Raw genomic sequence first — 19,735 nt, 5'->3', positions numbered from 1 at the left:
GGCGCGCCTGGACGAGGTGATCAATGAGGCGCTGGATCTCCGTGGCCTCCGGAGTCAGCTCGCGCAGCTCCTCCATGGAGACGATGGCGCGCGTGCGCTCGGGAGTCACGAGCCGCAGGAACACGGAGCGCGCGAGCGTACGAGCCTGGAAGGGCAGCTCGGCCAGGACGCTGTCGGCGTGGCTGGCCAGCGCGCCGGCGATGCCGCCCATGGCCTCGTAGCTCTGCGAGGTGAGCAGCCGGTGCGCGGTGTCTCGCTGCTCCCAGAGCTGGGTGGCGGCGAACTGGAGCAGCGGCAGCGCGCCCTGGGTGGACTCCAGGTGCTGGAGCATGCTGTCCACCATGGCGGGCATCTCGAAGCGGTAGCCGGCCATCTCCGCGGGCTGCACCAGCGCGTCTCTCAGGCCGTCGCGGCTGGGCGCGGTGAGGAAGAACAGGCCCTGGTTGAGCTCGGACATGAAGCGCTCGTCCTCGGGCACCCGGTCCAGGAAGTCCGAGCGGATGGAGAGCACGACGCGCATGGGCGCGGTGGCGTCATCGGCGATGCCGGACAGGCACGCGGTGAAGGCCAGGCGCTCGTTGGCATCCGGCACCTGCGTGTAGAGCTCCTCGAACTGATCGATGAAGACGAGGATCTTCCGGCGCTCGCGGCGGGCGCGGCTGCGCAGCACGGAGCCCACATAGCCGGGCTCGGCGCGCAGGCGCTCCACGAGCTGGTGCTGCGCCTGGATGTCCTCCTCGATGGTGGTGGACGAGCTCACCAGCGGAGCGACGATGCTCGCCAGCGCGGCCAGCGGGTTCCGGCCGGGACGGATGACGAGCGCCTCCCACGCCTCGCCCGAGCGCTTGAGCACCGGCACCAGGCCGGCGCGCACGAACGAGGACTTGCCGGCGCCCGACGGGCCCACCACCGCCACCAGCGGCTGATCGTGGATGCGGTTTACCAGGGCGGCGATCTCGCGGGTGCGCCCGAAGAAGCGATCCGCATCCGCCTCCTGGAACGAGGAGAGGCCGGCATAGGGGCTCTCGTCGATGGCCAGCTCGCGCGTGTAGCGGCCGGGGAGGAAGGGCTCCAGGGCGCGCAGCAGCGACACCGCATCCGGGATGCGCTGATCCTTGGGCTTGATCAGGCACTGATCGATGACCTGGGCCAGCGCCGGATCGACATCGGAGACCATGTCGCGCAGGCGGGGCATGGGCTCGGCCAGGTGGGCGGTCACCGAGAGCTGGGGGCCGCGCAGCGGATCCAGCGGGTGCTTCCCGGCGATCATCCGGAACAGCATGATGCCCACCGCCCAGATGTCGGTGCGGTGGTCGACCTTGTTGCCGCCGCGCCACTGCTCCGGGGACATGTATGGCAGCGTGCCCATGATGGCGCCGCGCCGGGTGAGGTTGGAGATGTCCTCGTCCAGGTTCAGCCCCGCACCGGTGGCGGGCTGAGCGGCCGCGGCCGCGGCCATGTGCGCGGAGATCTCCTGCTCGTGCTCGGGCGGGTGCTCCGGATCCTGGAGCACCTTGGCGATGCCGAAGTCCAGCACCTTGATGGCGCCGGACTCGGTGACGATGATGTTGTCCGGCTTGAGATCGCGGTGGACGATGCCCTGCGCGTGAGCGGCGGCGAGCGCTCGCACCACCGGGACCATGATCTCCACGGCACGTGCGGGAGGCAGGCGCGAGCCGGCGATGACCTTGTTGAGCGGCTGGCCCTGCAGGTACTCGAGCACCATGAAGGGGGTGCCGCGGAACTCGCCCACCTCGTAGATGATGACGATGTTCTCGTGGCTGCAGCGCGCGGTGGCGCGGGCCTCGAGGATGAAGCGCTTGGTGACCTCGGGGTTGTCCGAGTGCAGGAACTTGATGGCCACGCGCCGGCCCAGCCGGGTGTCGCGGGCGAGGAAGACGGTGCCCATGCCGCCGCTGCCGAGCTGGCGGATCAGCTCGTAGTGGTGGATGCGCGTCCCCGCGGCGGGCACGCTGCCCGGCCCCGAGTGCTGAGTGTCCTCGTGGGTGGGGTTCGAGGGGTGGCCGTCACCCGTGGGCGGGCGGGAGTGCTCGGCCTGGAGCCGCTGTGAGGGGTTGGCGGTGTTGGGCGCGAAGAGGGCGTCCACATCGGCGGCCTGGGTCCGCTCGTCCGGCTCGGGGACCACGTTTCGGGCCGCGCCCGGGCTCGCCTGGGGAACCCCGCTCCTGGCTCCGGCTTCGCTCTTGTTCATCGTGGGTGCTTTCCCTTGGGAGACGGTGACGCGCCGAGCGGAGATCCCGGCCGCATGTCCATCCCCCCGGCTGGCTTTGGGATGTCCACCGTCCTCTGCTGACAGCCCGGCGAGAGGCAGGCGCCACCTGACCTACAGGCCGAGCATTTTCGTGCAGTAGTGGTCAGTTCCACAAGTAGGCGGAAGGGAAGTTTTCGGGGCAGGCTGCTCGCCGGGCCTGCTCCCAGCCTCAGCGGCTCTCGAAGACGAGGATGCGGTTGTTGCCGTAGTCCGTGACGAGCACTTGAGGCGCGGCAAGCAGGAGCCCGCTGGGTTGGTAGAGGCTGCGGGCGCTCGGGGTTGTCCCGGTGGAAGGGTCCCCGCGGTTCTTGGAGGTGAAGTCCGGCTGTCCCAGCACCCCATCCGCGGCGGCCCCGTTGGTGGTGGGGAACTGGTTCCACACCGTGACGCGGGAGTTCTGATACTCGGACACGAAGATCTGCTGGCCGGTGGAGTTGACGTTGTAGGGCGAGTTCATGCCTGTGGCGGTGGTGGCCGCGGCGCGGGAGGTGAAGTCCGGCTGGCCGAGGACCACGTCCGCGGGCTGGGCGTTGGTGGTGGGGAACTGGTTCCAGAGCAGCACGCGGTTGTTGTCGGTGTCAGCCACCAGGAGGTGGGTCCCATCCGTCCACACCCCGGCGGGGTTGAAGAGGGTGGAGGCGGTAGGGGTGGCATCCCTCGTGCCGTCACCGTTCGCGTCGTTCCCGGTGCAGGTGGTGAACGAGCTCTGGCCCAGGACGAGATCCGCGGCCACTCCGCTGGTGGTGGGGAGGGTGTTCCAGATGAGGACGCGGCTGTTCGCGCTGTCGGCGACGACCAGCTTGCCATGGCTGAGGGACACATCCTCCGGAATGCTGAGGAAGGTGGCTCCGCACTTCGGGGTGTTCGTGGTGAAGTCGGGCTGTCCAATCACGAGGTCCGGTTCGGCCGCGGTGCTTGAAGGGAGCGTGTTGAAGAGGAGGACGCGGCTGTTGGCCTTGTCCGCGATGGCCAGCCGGGTCCCATCGCTGGAGAGGCCCTCGGGGCTGGAGACGCCCGAGCGGCCGCTGCGGGCCGTGGCGCTCGTGAAGTCGGGTTGGCCGAGGACGAAGTTCGCGCTCGCGCCGTTCTGTGCAGGCACGCCGTTGAATCCGAGGATGCGGTTGGAGCCCAGGTCCGAGAAGTAGAGCTTGCCGCCCGCGAGCACCGGGTTGCCCCAGGGGCTGTCCACGGAGGCGGGGCCGACTGGGCCTCCCTGATTGGCGACGCTGCCGGTGAAGGCGCTCTGGCCGATGACGACGGTGGCTGCCTGGAACGAGGTGAGATCGAACCAGGGAGTGCACGTGGCGGTGATGCTGGTGACGTTGCCAGCGACAGTGCCGCTTCCGCTCGTGATGGCGCAGCGGTGGCCTCGGGGCTGGGTTGCCACGGTGACAGAATAGGAGCCGCCCTTGGGCAGCTTCGTCTGGAATGTGAACGGGCCGTTCGCGCTGACGGAGAGCGTCTCTCCGCCCTCGATGCGGAGCTGGAGGGTGCCGTTCAGCCCCGTCACCGTCCCCCCGAGCGAATAGGTCCGCTGCGCGCAGGTGACCTGGACCGAGCTCACGTCCGAGCCTGACACCTTGCCCGTGGCGCCCTGCAGGGTGCAGTCCTGCTCCGGAGGAGGGGTGGTGATCGTCACCTGGTAGCTGCTCTGATCCTCGACGGGAGCCTCGAAGGAGAACGGCCCATTCGTGCTGCGGGTCAGGCTCTCGGCGCCATTGAGCTGAAGCGTGAGGTTGCCGGAGAGACCCGCGATCGAGCCTCCCACATGGAACGTCGGCTGCTCTGGCGGCTTCTGCTCACCCCCACCGCACGCGGTGAGAACCGCAGCCATTGTCGCGAGCCCAAGCCCTCTGATGCGCATGTCGATCTCCCCCCTGGCCGTGCCGGTTCCGGCTGCTCGAGCGAAACCTCTCGCACGGCGCTCCAAGAGTGGGGCGACCATGCCATGAGGTGCGGCGGAGGAAAAGCGAAGGGTGGGGGCTCGGCGGCTCACCCGGCCAGCGAGAACTCGATGCGGCCGAGCAGCTCGTCGGTGGAGACCACCTTCACCTGGACAGGCATGCCGATGGTGAAGGTCCGCCCCGGTCCGACCAGTGATGTCTCTCGTGCGTCCGGCTGGAAGCGGCCTCCTGGCAGCGCATCCACCGGCAGCACTCCCTCCACCAGCATGTCATCGAGCTGCACGACGAGGCCAAAAGGCTTCACGCGGGTGATCCGCCCCAGGTAGCTCTTCCCCACGTGCGAGGCCATCAGCCGCGCCTCGAGCACGCGGTGGCGATCCTGCTCGGCGCGCGAGGCGGCACGGGCCCGCGCGTTGATGTGGGTGGCGATCTGCTCCACGGCGGGATCCTGGTGCGTGAAGTCGCGGCGGCCTCGCAGGTACAGCTTGAGGATGCGGTGGACCACCAGATCCGCGTACCGCCGGATGGGGGAGGTGAAGTGCAGGTACCACCGCGCCGCCAGGCCGAAGTGTCCCGAGGGCACCACCGTGTACCGCGCCTGCCCCAGCGAGCGCCTCAGCACCGAGCGCAAGGCCGGCTCCGCGGTGCAGCCGGAGATCTGCCGATCGAACGCGCCCAGCGCCAGCGGAGACAGCCGGCCGCCAAACCCCGCCGCGAAGCCCGAGTGGTGCGCGAACGCCGCCAGATCCGCCACCCGCAGCGGATCCGGCTCGTCCTGGATGCGGTAGAGGGCTGGCAGGCCTCGGGTCAGCATCCACTCCGCGATGGCCTCGTTGGCGGCCACCATGAAGCGCTCGATCATCTTGTGCGCCGACGTGGGCCGCACGTTCTCGATCCCGGAGACCTGGCCTGTCTCGGTGTCGAAGGTGAAGCGGGCCTCCTCGCGCGCCATCTCGATACCGCCGCGCCCCGCCCGAGCCACCGCCAGCCGCGCCGCGGCCGCGCGGAACCACGGCATCACCTCGCGCACCGGCGCCATGGGCTCGGAGACGATGCCCTTGTCCAGGAAGTCCGCCACCTCGTCGTAGTTCAGCCGCGCCCACGAGCGGATGATGCTCTCGTACACGTCCGCGGCGGTGACGCGCCCCTCCGCGTCGATGCGCAGCTCCACCGTGAGGCACAGCCGCTCCTCGCCTTGCACCAGGCTCAGCCAGTGAGCGGACAGCTCCTCGGGGAGCATGGGCAGCACGTGGCCCGCTAGGTACACGCTGGTGGCACTGTCTCTCGCGGCTTGATCCAGCACCGAGCCCTCGGAGACGAACTCCGCCACGTCCGCGATGGACACCAGCAGGCGCAGCGCCCCGTCCGTTCCCGCGGGCAGCACGGAGATGGCGTCGTCGATGTCACGTGTGGAGGGCGCATCCACCGTGACGGTGGGCAGCGAGCGCAGATCCCTGCGCGCCCCCAGCTCGTGAGGCCGGGCGCGCGCCGCCCGAGCCGCCTCGAGCACCTCGGGCGCGAAGCCGCGGCGCAGGCCGTGGCGAGCGATGACGCGCTCGATGGAGCGGTCCGCTCCGGGCTCCAGCTTGTAGAGGAGCACCCCCTTGCCCTCGGCCACGCGGGCCACCACCGCGTCGCCGGGCTGTACCGGGACGCCGCTCGGATCCAGCGGCCAGTCGGTGTTGGCCACCTCCTTGTCGATGCGCAGGTGCGGGGCGCCCTTGCGCAGCACCACCTCGCCGTAGACCTGCTCTCGCGGGCGCTGGACCAGCGAGAGCCCGCTCGCGGACCATCGCCCATCGGCGCTCTGGCTCACCGTGGCTGAGACGACGTCATCGGCCAGGTACGGCGCCAGCTCTGGCGGCGGGATGAACGCGGAGATTACCTCTCCGGAGGGTGACGGCTGCACGCTGAGGAAGCCGAACCCTCGGGGGTGGACATCAATCCGTCCGATGACAGGACGTGTAGAGGCGGGAGAGCCTGTGGGGGAGGAAGGCTGAGACATGCTCACTCAATCCTACCACCCAGATAAGTAGGTAAGACACAAAATTACAACATAACCTGATTTAGGCATTGATCTATCCAGTCAAAGTGGGTTATTCCTTTGGTCCCCCACTTTCCTAGGAGTCGGGAATGTCCCGTGGTTTCAACTGGAAGAGCGGTCTGGTGGTTGGCGCACTGCTTGCCTTCACTGGCTGCACCGAGAGCAAGGAGGCCCCGCAGGCCCCTGTAGAGCAGCAGCAGGTGGTCGGGCGTGGATGCGCCACCAAGGACCTGAGCCAGGCGGAGCAGGACGCCGTTCAGGCCGCTCTGAGCCAGACCCGTCACGAGATGCTGGCCACCGGCTCGGTCACCGTGAACGTCTACTGGCACGTCATCAACAACGGCACGGGCATCGCGAACGGCGATATCCCCGACTCTCAGATCGCCAGCCAGATCAGCGTGCTGAACGCGGCCTACGCGAGCACGCCGTTCCGGTTCACCCTGGCCGGAACTGACCGCACCACCAACGCCGCCTGGTACACCACGACCGACGGCACCACCGCCGAGACGCAGATGAAGACGGCGCTGCGCAAGGGCACCGCGCAGGACCTGAACGTCTACTCCAACAACATGGGCGGCGGCCTGCTGGGCTGGTCGACCTTCCCCTCCTCGTACGCCTCGTCCCCGAAGATGGACGGCGTGGTGATCCTGTTCTCGTCGCTGCCGGGCGGCTCCGCGGCCCCGTACAACGAGGGTGACACGGCCACCCACGAGATCGGCCACTGGTTCGGCCTGTACCACACGTTCCAGGGCGGCTGCGTGAAGAACAACGACGGCGTCGATGACACGCCGCAGGAGAAGTCGTCTGCCTTCGGCTGCCCCGCGGGCCGCGACACCTGCACGCGTGACCCGGGTGCGGACCCCATCTACAACTTCATGGACTACACCGACGACAACTGCATGAACACGTTCACCGCGGGTCAGATCGCTCGGACCGACTCCATGTGGACGACGTACCGCGCCGGCAAGTAAGCCCCGGCTGAGTCGTCTCTCGGGAACGCCGAGGTGCTCCGCGCACCTCGGCGTTTTCATTTGCGGGCTCACGCAGGACAGGCCTCCGAGCCTGGGCGCCCATGCTCGTGCGGCAAGCAGGCGTCATCCGCCGCCCCCTGAGCGCGCACCGATCTGGCGTGGGCCGCATCGGAGGAAAAGGCCCAGTGCGCCGGGCATATGGCGCGTGAGGTGCAGCATATGAGTCAGCAGGCCAGTGAGCAGGTGGACCCCATTGTCAGCATCAAGCCGCTAGGGTTCCCCTGGCAGACGCCCGATCCGTTCCTCTTCTGCGTTCACCATGATGATCGCTACCCAGCGGGCAACGAGCGCCTGGGGCCGGAGGCCTCGCTGGCGGGCCGCGAGATGGGGCAGGACTTCGCGGGCAAGGACGGCTGGCGCATGTATCACGGCCGGGAGATCCCCGGCTTCCCCCAGCACCCGCACCGCGGCTTCGAGACCGTGACGGTGGTGCGCCGTGGGTTGATCGATCACTCCGACTCGATGGGCGCCGCGGCGCGCTACGGCGGCGGTGACGTCCAGTGGCTCACGACGGGCAAGGGCATCCTCCACTCGGAGGTGTTCCCACTGCTCAACCGCCAGGGGCCCAACCCGACCGAGCTGTTCCAGATCTGGCTCAACCTGCCGAAGGCGAACAAGCTCGTGGAGCCGCACTTCACCATGCTCTGGGACAACACCATTCCCCGGCATGTCGCGCGGGATGCGGAGGGCGGCACCACGGAGGTCGCCATCGTGGCGGGCCGGCTGGGCGAGCAGAAGGCGCCGCCTCCGCCGCCCAAGTCGTGGGCCTCGCGCGCCGAGGCCGACGTGGCGATCTGGACGATCAAGATGGCTCCCGGCGCGAGGTGGACGCTGCCTCCGGCTGCTCGCGGGTCCAACCGGTGGTTGTACTTCTTCGCGGGGACCGGGCTGCGCGTGGGCGCGCGGACCATTGCCTCCAATCATGTGATCGATCTCCGGGCCGAGCTCGAGGTGCCGCTGGAGGCGGGCCCCGACGAGGCCGAGCTGCTGCTGCTACAGGGGCGGCCCATCAACGAGCCCGTCGTCCAGTACGGGCCGTTCGTGATGAACTCGCGCGAGGAGATCCAGCAGGCGTTCTTCGACTATCAGCGCACGCACTTCGGCGGTTGGCCCTGGCAGAGCGATGAGCCGGCCCACCCGCGGGAGGAGGGGCGCTTCGCGCGTCACGCCGACGGCCACATCGAGCGGCCAACCTGAGGCAACCTCCTCACTCGGCTTCGTCCCGAAGGCTCCCATCCAGGGGATCGCGCAGCACGGTGAGGATGGGCCGTGCCTGCGCCAGCGATGGAGTAAAGAGGGACGGCTGTCCGGGATCGGCGAACACCGTCGCGAAGTCCTCGGGAGTCAGCGCGCGGACCAGCCGGGCCGCGAACGTCTCTCGGAGCAGCCGGGTGTAGAACTCGGCGTCGTAGTCCCGCGGATCGCTCGCTGGGCTGGCGGGGGCGCCATCCGGGGGCTTGTTCGGGGCACTGCCGTGGTCGTCGGTGTCGGGGTCCGGCAGCAGCCCCGCGCGGCCACCCACGGCTCGATAGACCCGGATGTACTCACCGGGAGTCCAGTGGGTTCTCCCGCTCGCCAGCATGGCTTCGTAGGGCAGCTCACGCCTGCGCGTGCGAATGGCGAGGTACTGCTCCGGGGCCTTGGTCAGCCGGACTCGCGCCGTCACATCGAGCGTCGGGAGGGTCCGCCGACGCAGCGCCATCACGGTCGCGACATAGGCCTCGCGCACCCCCGGAATGTCGCCCGCGAGGAGGCAGCGCAGCGCTCGGCGTAGAAACTCCTCGCCGAAGGGCTCCGCCCGGCTGGAGCGGAACGCGACGCCGCGCAGGACCAGGGCTCCCTCGTAGGGCTGCAGCGCGTAGTTCTTGGGCTCGTGCGAGAGCATCGCGGCGTAGCGCCCGTCGAACTCGAGGTGGACACGTGGCGGCAGCAGCGCCGCGACCTCGGAGACCACCCGGCGTTCGTCAGCTTCAATCCAGCCGTCTGGCACGGCGAAGTACACTCCGTCCGTGTCGGCCTCCAGCAGTGTGACGCCGCGCCGAGCCAGCTCGCGGCAGAGCAGGCCCAGCACCTCGCGCCCGCGCCGGGTCACCTCGTTGGCTGCGTGGACGTCCGAGAAGCGCGTGAGCCCGACAGCGCCGAGGTAGCCATAGGCCGAGTTGACGACGATCTTCATCGCCGCGGAGAGCGCCTCGTGGGTGTGCCGCTCCGGCGAGCCAGGCGCCGCGGCCCGCGCCCGCGCCTTGGCGGCCAGCCGCTGCTCCACGAGCCGGTCGACCAGCGCGAGCAACGCGCCGAGCCGATCCCGCTGTGGCCCGATCCGGTACTCGCGCATCAGCGAGGGATACAGGCTGGCGACGTCGGCTTTCACGATGTGCCGGGCCACGCCGGTGGCGAACAGGTAGAGCCCCGCGCCGCTGTGGGGCGTGCCGTCTCCGGCTTCATGGGCGGGGAGGGCGGCCCCCGCTCGGAGGTAGGCGCGCACGAGGAGCGGATCCAGCACGCCGGTGGCAGGCCCCGCGTCCGCGAGGCGCTCGTAGCGGCGCGGGGCCATGCGAGCGAGCGCGAAGGCTGCTCCGCCGAGCATGCGCGCGAGGCCGGCGGCCTCCGTGACATCGTCGCGGGCATAGCGCCGCACGCGCTCGGGATCGCGACGGAACACCTCATACACGCGGGCTCCCGGAATGTGTTCCCGCGCCGGGCCGGCGATGCCGAGGTGCCGGGCGACAGCCTTGAGCCCATGCCCCGGCAGATCGCGAGCCGCGAAGTCGTGGCGCAGCACGGCGTCCATGGTGTCGATCAGCTCGCGTCCGGGCACCGTGTACCGGGAGCGCGCCGAGTCGGCGGAGCGTCCCGTCGTGCCTCGTCCCAGCGCGATGCCTCGGGCGGCGGGGCGCACGCGCAGGCCCGGCAGCCCAGCCCGTCCCAGCGCGAGCGGTACGTCCAGCAGCTGCGCACGCCGGGCGAGGAAGGGCAGGTCGAAGCCGTGCAGGTTGTGGTTCTCGATGACATCCGGATCGAAGTCACGGACCCGCGCGACCAGCCGATGGAGCAGATCGGCCTCGGCGGCGTCGTCATCACCGTGAGCCTCGATGGTCTCGGGCTGGCCGCTGGGATCACGGAGCGCCACGAGGAAGATCCGGTCGCGCTCGGGATCGAGTCCGGTGGTCTCGAGATCGAACTGCATGCGGCGCAGATCATCGAAGCCGAGCTCGCGAAAATAGGTGCGCCCGGAGGCGATGAGGTACTGCTCCTCCGGAGGCAGGGCGAGCACGGTGTTCGCCCCCAGATCTCGCAGGTTCCGGAACGAGCGGCCAAGGCGTCGCGAAGCTCCCTGGAGCACGGCCGCGCTCAGCGCACGGCCATCGTCCGAGCGGACCAGGTAACGGAGCGCGCCGGGCCCTTCGAGCTCCTGGTAGTTCACTCGACGCGGTGCAGGCCCGTCGCTCTCGGGGCGAAGCCTGTCACCCAGGTGCGTCAGGTCATCGAGCGAGGCCAGGAGCAGCCACGAGCGGAAGCGCACGTCGTCCCGGACGAGCGCGCGAGTCTCGGGGATCCGTCGCCAGACGAAGGCACGGCCATCGGGCTCCGCCCAGACCGAGACGATGCCCGGCGAAGGGTCCCAGCCCCAGAGCCATTCGTCCTCCCTCGTGGTGCTCATCGTCGATGCGTCAGTATCACCAGAATCGGTGGAAGAACTCCCGTACGTCTTGGATCCCGATCCGCCCGAAGCCGACGGTCCAACTCGCGCACTGAGGGAGTAGGATGGGGCCACCATGATCTCCATCAAGGAACTGCGAGCGCTCGGCACCGCCCTCTCCGCCGAGAAGTTCCGCCGGCAACTGGGGCCGTTCGCGCTCGTGCAACGCCCTCCAAGCGAGGACTCGTCCGAGGTGCTGAACCCCACGCGCACGGCCAATCAGGGAGTCATCGAGCAGGGGATGCTCTCACTGCTGTTCGAGTTCGAGGCGCTGATGGTGGCGACGCTGCCTCCGCTGGGCAAGACGGACTCGCTGATGTTCGGGCGGTTGCCGGACTGCGATGTGGTGCTCGAGGAGGGCTCGGTGTCCAAGCAGCACGCGGTGCTGCGCTGGAACGAGGCCGAGAAGCGCTGCACGGTGAAGGATCTCGGCTCGCGCAACGGCACGTTCCTCAACGGGACGATCATCATGAACCGCGAGGTGACGCTGAAGGATGGAGACATTCTGAGCGTGGGCCACGTGCAGTTCTGGTACCTGCTGGCGGACACGCTCTACGCGCGGCTGCGCAACCCTCGGGCCTGATTCCGGGGAAGGGGCTTACGCCGTCGGGGCCTACTACCGCGCCGTGAGCGTCAGGGGCTCATCCGCCGTCAGCGCCTCCACCAGCTTGGCCAGCTTCTCCAGCGGGAAGCCTCGGAAGTCGAGCACCGCCGTGCCCCTCTGCTGTGCAACCCTTTGAATTTTCAGAGGCGTGCGCCAGCACCTCGCGGGAGCCTACGTCTCAGCGGTGAGACGGTGTCCACCACGCCTGGGCCCGTGGGTGCCTTGCCGGTCCCGGCTAGCCAAGCGGGAGCGGTCTACGCGGAGCTGCCCGGCGCGCTGGTGACGTGCCACTCCTCCTCCTCCCTGAAGCAGCCCTCTAGCCTGTTCCCCTGCTCACTTTGAAGGGAGTACCCATGCTGTGGCGAATCCTGTGGCGGTTCAATCCGCTGCTGCTGTCGGTGATGGTCAGCTGTGCGGGAGTCCCTCGTGTCCGCGTGGAGATAGAGCGGGGCAAGGGGGTCATCCAGATTCCCCGTACCGTTGAGGCGCAGCCCGTCGAGCTGGAGGAAGAAGAGTACCAGCAGGCCATGAGGAAGCTGGCGCGTCAGGTCCGGCTCACGGGCACCCCACGCCAGACGGCCGAGCGGACGTTTCAGATAGACCCGATGAGCGGCAACTACCTGTACCTGCTGAGGGACAAGAAGCTGGTGCCCACCGGGCCGGGCGACTGGGACGGCACGTTGACCCAGGCCGACGTGGAGTTGGCCGAGCGCTACCGGCTCTGGTGCCAGCGAGCGCAAGGCACCTCCGGGGATTGTCTCGGAGGCGCGCTGGTGGCAGGGCGCTACCTGGACATGCAGGGCCGCTACATGTGGGCCATGGCCCTGAGCAAGAGCCCGGTGCTGGAGGAGATGAAGAAGGCGCTGGGAGAGATGGTGAACGTCCAGGCGCTGATCAACTCGGCCCTGTGGACGTTGGGCGCCATGCTCTTGATGCTGGTGCTCAATCCGGTGGCGCCGGCGCTGGTGGCGGCGCTGGGGGTGGGGGTCATTCTCTACGTAGGCTACGCCACGCTGCATGATCTGGTGGCCGTCTGGTTTGAGCTGATGGAGGCGGTGAAGGGGGCCACCACCTTCGACCAGATCCGCGAGGCGGGCGAGCGCTTCGGGAGGATTCTGGGGCAAGAGTCCGCCAAGGCGGTGGCCATGCTGCTGCTGGCCGCTATCGGGCAGACGGCGCGGGGGTTCGCGGCGACGGTGCAGACGCTGCCGGGCTCGGCTGAAGTGGCTGCGCAGGCTGAGGAGCAGGTGGGACTCTCTCTGCCGGCCCTGGGAACGGTGGAGGAGATCTCGCTGGCGAATGATGGTGTCACCGTCACGCTGGCCGCCAACGCGGTGGCCATGGCGGCACGGGGCACCGGTGGCGGCAAGGGCCCCTGCGTTGAGAAGCACCACATCGCCACCGTCTGTAACGACAAGGACGCCTCGCGCGGAGGACCGTGGACGCCCAGGTTCCGGAAGATCTTCGCCAGGGCGGGGATGTCGCTGGAGGACCCCGCCAACAAGATGCCTCTGGAAGGGCACTACGGGCCTCACCCCGAGCGGTACCACCGGATCATCTACAGAGATCTGTACCGTGCAACCCAGACCTGCCGCAGCGTCGTGGAGTGCCGGGTAAAGCTAACGGAGGCCCTCAGGACACTCGCCCAGGATATTGCCACCCCGGGAACCGAGCTGAACCAACTCGTCACCCAGTAGATTCCGCGCTAATTGGAACTCATGTCCCAGCGCTATTTCGAACTCGCCGACGATGTGAATGTCCCGAACCGCTGGCACCTCGACACCCCGAAGGACCGCCACGGGCAGGAGGTGGATTGGGGGCAGTTCGCGCTTGGGATCCCAGTCCATGTTCCGGAGCGCTTGAGAATTCCCGTGGAGATTGCTGGCAAGCCGCTGGACTTCACGGAAGCGAACGTGAACATCCCGGTCGTCCATGTCCGGGTCGCCTCCCTGTTCGCGGAGTTGGCCCCGACCGACGTGCAACTGCTCCCCGTGGATGTGGAAGGTCACCCGGATCAGTACCTCATCCTGGTGGCCACACGCCTCATTCGCTGTATCGACGAACAGGCCTCCCGGATCCGTCTCTGGACCCATGAGAATGGGGTACCCGACATGGTTGGACAGTACATGTCCGTGCGGGACATGCGCATCAACAAGTCCGCAGTGGGAAGCGCCCAGGTGTTTCGTTGCGAGGGGTGGGAAGGCCCCCTGATTGTCTCCGAAGTCATCAAGGACGGCTTGGAGAAGATAGGCGCCACCGGCACGCGGTTCGAGGACGTCTGACGCCATGTCCTCCGGAGCCGACTGGAGCGCCTCGATGCGCGCCACCGGCCCGAGCTGGGCACCTGGACGCGGGCTCCACGGCCCGAGCCGGGGCGCCGTAACGACGGCTGCCCCTAATAGGCTCCGCCCTCCCCGGGCCCCCAGCTTGTCACGGTGTATCCGTTGCTCCAGTTTCCGGTCCTTGCGGTGCCGTCCTTGAATACCGAAACCCTCATTGGCCCCGAGACGATGCATACCGGAACCTTTCCTTTGCCCGGTAGCTCTACGTGGTCGTAGATGGCTTGGAGACTAATCGGAGCACCGTTCTTCTCCTCGGTGACGTAGATCCGCCCGTAGAACAGCGTGCCAGGAGGGGCTTTAGGCTGGTTGTAGTCGTCGGGCACCCAGCCTGTAACCGGGCCGCCTAGCTTGAACACGCACGGGGCATATTTCGGGCATCGTTCGTCGAGTTGGAAATCGAACTTCTGGCCAATTTCCCAGCCCAGCCTTTCCATGGATTCGACTGCGCCGGACGAACACTCGAAAGGCTCTGCCTTGGTGACTATGGATGCGCACCCATGGGTAGCCATGGCGACCGCGAGCGGCAGTGCCCTGCACCAAGCCGGGAAGCTGGGATCAGTCGGGGCGGGGGCTGCTTTCGGCGCGCGTGCGGCATGAGGGGACTTGAGAGCATCGGGCGGCTTGGGCTTCACGGGAGATCCTTCCTTGGGTGCGGTGGCAGAAATGGCGAGGGCTGAGTCCTGCACGGGCACGGGTGCTGGCACGGGCGCGGACTTCACAGAGGGAAGCGGAGCGCCAGAGGGCGGGACGGCTGGGGTGGTAGCCTCTCTCGGCGTGGAGGGTAACGAGGGGGCGGGGGGCTCTCGCTTCAGCCATGCAGCCGCACCGGCAGCACCACGACCAGCGTCGTGGGTGAGAACAAGCGTGCGTGACCTCCAAGGTAGGCACCCTAGCAGTTCCCGTCCGTGTGTTGCGTGCGCTCCACTGGCCCGCCTTGAGAAGGCGGACGGGTTCGCCCTGCCGCTGGTGCTCCCTCCCAGACCTACATGGAATGCCTGGGTCCCAGCCGACCCGATCCTTCCCTTCCGGGGCGCGGAGTGATTTTGTCTTCCAGTCCACACCTCCGGGAGAGACATCGCCGTGAAGCCTCAGGTGCTCATCGTGGAGAACACGCGAACGATGCGGGAGACCTTGCGCCTGTTGCTGGCCGATGACTTCGACTGCGATGTGGCCCCCAGCGGCGAGCTCGGGTTCGAGATGATGCTGGAGCGCCCCCCGGATCTGCTGCTCTCGGACGTGAACATGGACGGGATTGACGGCTACGAGCTGTGCCGCCGGGTGCGCTCGGAGCCCCGGCTCCAGCACCTCCGGATCGCCTTCCTGAGCGGCTACCCGCCGCGGATGCAGGAGCCGGCGCTCTCCCAGCCAGACATCTACCTGCAGAAGCCCGTGAAGCCACCCGAGCTCATCGCCCAGCTCCATGCGCTGCTGGGCCGAGGCCCCCTCGTGGAGCCGCCCCGGCCTCAGCTCGCCCGCCAGGGCTGACGCGCCCGGTCATCGCGGCTGTTACGCAGGGCAAAGGCGCCGGGCTTTGCCGCTCCCACCTCGGGGACAAAGGGCTATGCTCCGCGCCCTTTCGTCTCTCGAACCCGAGGTCCCGCGTGATCAACGCCATCGCCCGCGTTCCCCCGCCGCAGAACGAGCCTGTCCTCTCCTACACCGCCAGCTCCCCCGAGCGCGCCACGCTGCAGGCCGCGCTGCAGCGCATGGCCTCCGAGCGCATCGACATCCCCGTCGTCATCGGCGGCAAGCAGCTCCGCACCGGCAAGAAGGACGAGGTGCGGATGCCGCATAAGCACTCGCACGTGCTGGCCACGGTGCACGAGGCGGACGCCAGCCACGTGGAGCAGGCCATCCAGAACGCGCTCACGGTGAAGGAGGAGTGGAGCCGGATGGCGTTCACGGACCGCGCCGCCATCTTCCTGCGGGCCGCGGAGCTGCTGGCCACGCGCTACCGGCCGCTGCTCAACGCGTCCACCATGCTGGGGCAGTCGAAGACGGCGCACCAGGCGGAGATCGACGCGGCGTGCGAGGCCATCGACTTTTTGCGCTTCAACGTGCACTTCGCCGAGCGGCTGCTGGCCGAGCAGCCGCTGAGCGCGCCGCAGACGTGGAACCAGTTGGACTACCGGCCGCTGGACGGGTTCGTGTTCGCGGTGGCGCCGTTCAACTTCACGTCCATCTCGCTCAACCTGTGCACCGCGCCGGCCATCATGGGCAACGTGGTGCTGTTCAAGCCGGCGCCCACCGCGATGCTCAGCTCCTGGTATGTGATGGAGCTGCTGCGCGAAGCGGGGCTGCCGGACGGCGTCATCAACTTCCTGCCGGGGGATGGGCCCACGCTGGGCAAGGCGGCGCTGACGAGCCCGCACCTGGGCGGAGTGCACTTCACGGGCTCGACGCCCACGTTCCAGAGCATGTGGCACACGGTGGGGGAGAACATCCAGCGCTACCGGCAATACCCGCGGCTGGTGGGGGAGACGGGCGGCAAGGACTTCATCTTCGCGCACGCGTCGGCGGCGGAGGACATTGACGCGCTGGCCACGGCCATTGTGCGCGGCGGGTACGAGTACCAGGGGCAGAAGTGCTCGGCGGCCTCGCGGGTGTACGTACCCGAGTCCCTGTGGCCCAAGCTCAAGCCGCGCCTGCAGGAGTTCATCGCGGAGCTGCGCATGGGCGATGTGACGGACTTCCGCAACTTCATGGGCGCGGTGATCGACGAGCGCTCCTTCAAGAAGGTGTCCTCGTACATCGAGCTGGCGAAGCAGAGCGGCGCGGAGGCGAACTTCGTGGCGGGAGGAGACACGGACCGGAGCGAGGGCTGGTTCGTGAAGCCGACGCTGGTGCAGCTGACGAACCCGCGGCACCGGATCATGCAGGAGGAGATCTTCGCGCCGCTGGTGGGCGTGCACGTGTACCCGGACGCGCGCTTCGAGGAGACGCTGCGCGAGTGCGATCAGGCGGCCACCTACGCGCTGACGGGGGCGGTGTTCGCCAGGGATCGCAAGGCGATCTCCCAGGTGATGGACACGCTGCGCCACGCGGCGGGCAACTTCTACATCAACGACAAGCCGACGGGCGCGGTGGTGGGGCAGCAGCCGTTCGGCGGCTCGAGGGCGTCTGGCACCAACGACAAGGCGGGCTCGATGCTCAACCTGGTGCGGTGGACGTCTCCGCGCACCATCAAGGAGAACTTCGCTCCGCCCACCCGCGTGCCCTATCCGTTCATGCAGGGCTGAGCGGGCGCCATGCCGTCGTTCCAAGGGCTCGGAGGGCTGGAGACGTATGCGCTCGTAAGCGGGGGAGCTCGCGTGGAGATCATCCCCAGCCGTGGCGCCCTCGTCACGCACATGAGCGTGGAGGGAGACGAGCTGCTCTACCTCGATGAGAGCACCGTGGTGGATCTCTCCAAGAACGTGCGCGGAGGCATCCCGGTCCTCTTCCCCACCGCCGGCAAGCTCCCCGGGGACACCTATCCCGTGGGCAAGCAGTCGTACTCGATGCCGCAACACGGCTTCGCCCGGCGGCTGCCATGGAAGGTGCGCCAGGCCGAGGAGGATCTGCTCGTGGTGGGGCTGGCCTCCTCGGAGGAGACGCTGCGGCAGTTCCCCTGGCGCTTCGATGCCCAGCTCACGTTCTCGCTGGAGGGCTCGCAGCTCACGCTCGACTTCGACGTGGAGAACCAAGACACCCGCCCCCTGCCGGTGCACCTGGGCTTTCATCCCTACTTCTACGTCCCGCAGACCTCGAAGGCCGCCGCCAGCGTCGCGACGGACGCCACGCGCGCCTGGGACAACCGCCAGGGCAAGGTGCTCCCCTTCACCGGGCTGGATCTCACCGCTGACGAGGTGGATCTGCACCTGCTCGACCACGCGGAGGCGGGCACCGTGCTCCACCGAGGACCGGGACGCAGGCCCGTGCACCTCTCGTGGAGCATGGAGTTCCAGCGGCTCGTCGTCTGGACGCTACAGGGCAAGGACTTCGTCTGCGTGGAGCCGTGGACGGCTTCGGCTGGAGCGCTCGCCACGGGCCAGGGACTGATTGCCGTGGCTCCCGGGGAGCGCTTCTCCCTCGTGTTCGAGATCGAAGGCTGAACCTGTCTGACAGTCAGACTGGTTCATAGCTTCGGCTGCCGGAGGTGAAAGTCCGTGGCCTCCTGGTAGGCGCGAGCCACTGCCAGCATCTTCGCCTCCCCGAACAGCCGGCCCAGGAAGGACAGGCTCACGGGGGTTCCGTTCTCCCGGAAGCCGTTGGGGACCACCACTGTCGGGTGCCCCGTCAGGTTCGTGAGCAGGACCTGGGGATCCTCCGTGGGAGCGACAATCACGTCCACGTCCGCGAACGTCTTCGCTAGGCCCTCCATCGCCAGCACCCGCGCCCGATTCGCGTTGATGTAATCCACCGCGGGCAGCAGCTGCGCCACTCGGAAGAGGTTGGGCCAGTCGTCCGGCGTCTGCTCGGTGAGCAGCTTGTCCCGGCCGCTGTGCGTCAGCGAGTCGAAGGCGGCCGCCGCTTCCGCGCTCAGCAGCGGCAGCATCGCGTTCACGTTCACGTCCGGCAGCGCCACCGGCACCAGCTTCACGCCCAGCGCCTTCAGCTTCTCCAGCGACGCGATGTCGAAGGCCTTCTCCGGCCGCTCCTTCTCCAGGTCCGCCTTCAGGTAGCCCACGCGGATGCTGGCGAGAGGAACGCTCGCGTCCCAGTTGAAGGGCACATCGCGCACCGTACGGTCCTTCCCATCCGGTCCCTGAATGGCCGCGAGCACCAGGGCCGTGTCCTCCACCGAGCGCGCGATGGGCCCCAGCTTGTCCATGGTCCACGAGAGCGCCATGGCCCCCGTGCGAGGCACTCGGCCGAACGTGGGGCGCAGGCCCGTCGTCCCGCACCGCGTCGACGGGGAGATGATGGAGCCGTACGTCTCCGAGCCCAGGGCGAACGGCAAGCACCCGGAGGCCACCGCCGCCGCCGAGCCCGCGGACGAGCCGCTCGAGCCCTCCTCCAGCTTCCACGGGTTGCGCGTCATCCCTCCGAACCACTTGTCTCCCATGGCCAGCGCGCCCAGCGTGAGCTTGGCCACCAGCACCGCGCCCGCCGCGTCCAGCCGCTGCACCACCGTGGCGTCCTCGTCGAAGCGCTGCTGCTCGAAGCCTCCGGCGCCCCATGTCGTCGGGTAGCCCTTCACCGAGAGCAGATCCTTGGCTCCCCAGGGAATCCCGTGCAGGAAGCCGCGGTACTTGCCCGCCGCGATCTCCCGATCCGCCTCCTTCGCCTGGGCGAGCGCGCGCTCCTTCGTGAGGGTGATGACGCAGTGGAGCTTCGCGTCCAGCCGCTCCAGCCGAGCAAGGCACAGCTCCGTCAGCGCCACCGAGGACACCTTCCGCGTCCGCACCAGCTCCGCCAGCTCCCTCACGGAGGCGAAGGCCAGCGCTTCCAGGTCCTGGCCCCCGCGCGCAGGCTTCGCGGCGCTCACCTTCATTGGGCGCTTCGCCGTGTCCCAGGCCGTCACTCCCGGCAGCACGGGATCAAAAGAGAACGCGGGCGCGACGGCGTTGGGCAGGCTCAGCGCGCGGAGGTTCTTCGAGGCGACGAGCTGCTCCGTGAGCGCGGCGAGCATCAGCTTGCGCTGCGCCTCATCCACCTCCAGCCCGGCCATCTTGCAGGCCGAGTCGAGCAGCTCCGGAGTGATGGAGGGCTTGTCCTGCCCCATCGCCCAGAGCACTCCGGGCAGCAGCGTCGAGGTCAGGCCCAGCGAGGAACAGACGGAGAGGAACCGGCGGCGATCGGTGAGCAGGGACATGGTGTCGAGCGGGGACTCCAGAGAGGAGCGCACGCTACAGC

At 68.4% G+C, this 19,735-nt stretch carries 14 protein-coding genes; 8 read left to right on the top strand and 6 right to left on the bottom strand.

Features of this window, described 5'->3' with window-relative positions; translation table 11 throughout:
* From ACJ8AT_RS36920 to ACJ8AT_RS36910, 3 genes are all read right to left on the bottom strand, one after another.
* Window positions 1-2,212, bottom strand: a 2,212-nt coding sequence (locus ACJ8AT_RS36920) for a serine/threonine-protein kinase (RefSeq protein ID WP_407742672.1), incomplete at its 3' end; no start/stop codon positions are given.
* Window positions 2,213-2,441: 229 nt separating this feature from the next.
* Entirely contained in the window at window positions 2,442-4,106 is a 1,665-nt protein-coding gene (locus tag ACJ8AT_RS36915) for a hypothetical protein (RefSeq protein WP_407742671.1), read from the bottom strand.
* 158 nt (window positions 4,107-4,264) lie between these two features.
* Complete coding sequence (locus ACJ8AT_RS36910) at window positions 4,265-6,181, bottom strand: ribonuclease R family protein (RefSeq protein ID WP_407742670.1); 1,917 nt, start codon at window positions 6,179-6,181, stop codon at window positions 4,265-4,267.
* A 128-nt stretch (window positions 6,182-6,309) separates the two neighbouring features.
* Between ACJ8AT_RS36910 and ACJ8AT_RS36905 the strand changes: the two genes are divergently transcribed.
* Together ACJ8AT_RS36905 and ACJ8AT_RS36900 are read left to right on the top strand one after the other, a co-directional pair.
* A complete protein-coding gene (locus ACJ8AT_RS36905) occupies window positions 6,310-7,191 on the top strand; it encodes a zinc metalloprotease (protein ID WP_407742669.1) in 882 nt (293 codons plus the stop codon).
* 219 nt (window positions 7,192-7,410) lie between these two features.
* Window positions 7,411-8,448 (top strand): pirin family protein, encoded by a 1,038-nt coding sequence (locus tag ACJ8AT_RS36900; protein WP_407742668.1) that lies wholly within the window; start codon window positions 7,411-7,413, stop codon window positions 8,446-8,448.
* A gap of 10 nt (window positions 8,449-8,458) precedes the next feature.
* On the opposite strand, the gene ACJ8AT_RS36895 is transcribed toward ACJ8AT_RS36900, so the two are convergent.
* A complete protein-coding gene (locus ACJ8AT_RS36895) occupies window positions 8,459-10,912 on the bottom strand; it encodes a ribonuclease H-like domain-containing protein (RefSeq protein WP_407742667.1) in 2,454 nt (817 codons plus the stop codon).
* Window positions 10,913-11,027: 115 nt separating this feature from the next.
* On the opposite strand from ACJ8AT_RS36895, the gene ACJ8AT_RS36890 reads away from it, so the two are divergent.
* From ACJ8AT_RS36890 to ACJ8AT_RS36880, 3 genes are all read left to right on the top strand, one after another.
* Entirely contained in the window at window positions 11,028-11,534 is a 507-nt protein-coding gene (locus ACJ8AT_RS36890) for an FHA domain-containing protein (RefSeq protein WP_407742666.1), read from the top strand.
* Between the two features lie 374 nt (window positions 11,535-11,908).
* On the top strand, window positions 11,909-13,252 hold the full coding sequence (locus ACJ8AT_RS36885) for an AHH domain-containing protein (protein ID WP_407742665.1): 1,344 nt from the start codon (window positions 11,909-11,911) through the stop codon (window positions 13,250-13,252).
* Between the two features lie 21 nt (window positions 13,253-13,273).
* The gene (locus tag ACJ8AT_RS36880) at window positions 13,274-13,837 is read left to right on the top strand and encodes an imm11 family protein (RefSeq protein WP_407742664.1); all 564 of its coding nucleotides are present in this window, start codon (window positions 13,274-13,276) and stop codon (window positions 13,835-13,837) included.
* Between the two features lie 113 nt (window positions 13,838-13,950).
* Here ACJ8AT_RS36880 and ACJ8AT_RS36875 read toward each other — a convergent pair whose 3' ends face one another.
* Window positions 13,951-14,529: a hypothetical protein gene (locus tag ACJ8AT_RS36875; protein ID WP_407742663.1), complete on the bottom strand. Its 579-nt coding sequence runs from the start codon at window positions 14,527-14,529 to the stop codon at window positions 13,951-13,953.
* Window positions 14,530-14,977: 448 nt separating this feature from the next.
* On the opposite strand from ACJ8AT_RS36875, the gene ACJ8AT_RS36870 reads away from it, so the two are divergent.
* The 3 genes from ACJ8AT_RS36870 (at window position 14,978) to ACJ8AT_RS36860 (ending at window position 17,991) form a co-directional block, all read left to right on the top strand.
* Window positions 14,978-15,382, top strand: coding sequence for a PleD family two-component system response regulator (locus tag ACJ8AT_RS36870; protein WP_407742662.1), 405 nt, complete (start codon window positions 14,978-14,980; stop codon window positions 15,380-15,382).
* 116 nt (window positions 15,383-15,498) lie between these two features.
* The gene (gene pruA, locus ACJ8AT_RS36865) at window positions 15,499-17,136 is read left to right on the top strand and encodes an L-glutamate gamma-semialdehyde dehydrogenase (RefSeq protein WP_407742661.1); all 1,638 of its coding nucleotides are present in this window, start codon (window positions 15,499-15,501) and stop codon (window positions 17,134-17,136) included.
* A 9-nt stretch (window positions 17,137-17,145) separates the two neighbouring features.
* Window positions 17,146-17,991 (top strand): aldose epimerase, encoded by an 846-nt coding sequence (locus ACJ8AT_RS36860; RefSeq protein WP_407742660.1) that lies wholly within the window; start codon window positions 17,146-17,148, stop codon window positions 17,989-17,991.
* Between the two features lie 23 nt (window positions 17,992-18,014).
* Here the strand turns inward: ACJ8AT_RS36860 and ACJ8AT_RS36855 are convergent, their stop codons facing one another.
* Complete coding sequence (locus ACJ8AT_RS36855; protein ID WP_407742659.1) at window positions 18,015-19,727, bottom strand: amidase; 1,713 nt, start codon at window positions 19,725-19,727, stop codon at window positions 18,015-18,017.
* Between the last annotated feature and the right edge of the window lie 8 nt (window positions 19,728-19,735).

The organism is Hyalangium sp. (assembly GCF_045802625.1).
Taxonomy (GTDB): Bacteria; Myxococcota; Myxococcia; order Myxococcales; family Myxococcaceae; genus Hyalangium.
Note: the sequence above shows the minus strand (reverse complement) of the source record. Positions and strands in the feature narration are given on the sequence as shown.

What these genes read in the sequence shown, in the direction of transcription:
- ACJ8AT_RS36905 (WP_407742669.1), top strand. Translation starts at nt 6,310, where the DNA reads ATGTCCCGTGGTTTCAACTGGAAGAGCGGTCTGGTGGTTGGCGCACTG.
- ACJ8AT_RS36880 (WP_407742664.1), top strand. Translation starts at nt 13,274, where the DNA reads ATGTCCCAGCGCTATTTCGAACTCGCCGACGATGTGAATGTCCCGAAC.
- ACJ8AT_RS36890 (WP_407742666.1), top strand. Translation starts at nt 11,028, where the DNA reads ATGATCTCCATCAAGGAACTGCGAGCGCTCGGCACCGCCCTCTCCGCC.
- ACJ8AT_RS36915 (WP_407742671.1), bottom strand. Translation starts at nt 4,106, where the DNA reads ATGGCTGCGGTTCTCACCGCGTGCGGTGGGGGTGAGCAGAAGCCGCCA.
- ACJ8AT_RS36910 (WP_407742670.1), bottom strand. Translation starts at nt 6,181, where the DNA reads ATGTCTCAGCCTTCCTCCCCCACAGGCTCTCCCGCCTCTACACGTCCT.
- ACJ8AT_RS36900 (WP_407742668.1), top strand. Translation starts at nt 7,411, where the DNA reads ATGAGTCAGCAGGCCAGTGAGCAGGTGGACCCCATTGTCAGCATCAAG.
- ACJ8AT_RS36885 (WP_407742665.1), top strand. Translation starts at nt 11,909, where the DNA reads ATGCTGTGGCGAATCCTGTGGCGGTTCAATCCGCTGCTGCTGTCGGTG.
- ACJ8AT_RS36860 (WP_407742660.1), top strand. Translation starts at nt 17,146, where the DNA reads ATGCCGTCGTTCCAAGGGCTCGGAGGGCTGGAGACGTATGCGCTCGTA.
- ACJ8AT_RS36895 (WP_407742667.1), bottom strand. Translation starts at nt 10,912, where the DNA reads ATGAGCACCACGAGGGAGGACGAATGGCTCTGGGGCTGGGACCCTTCG.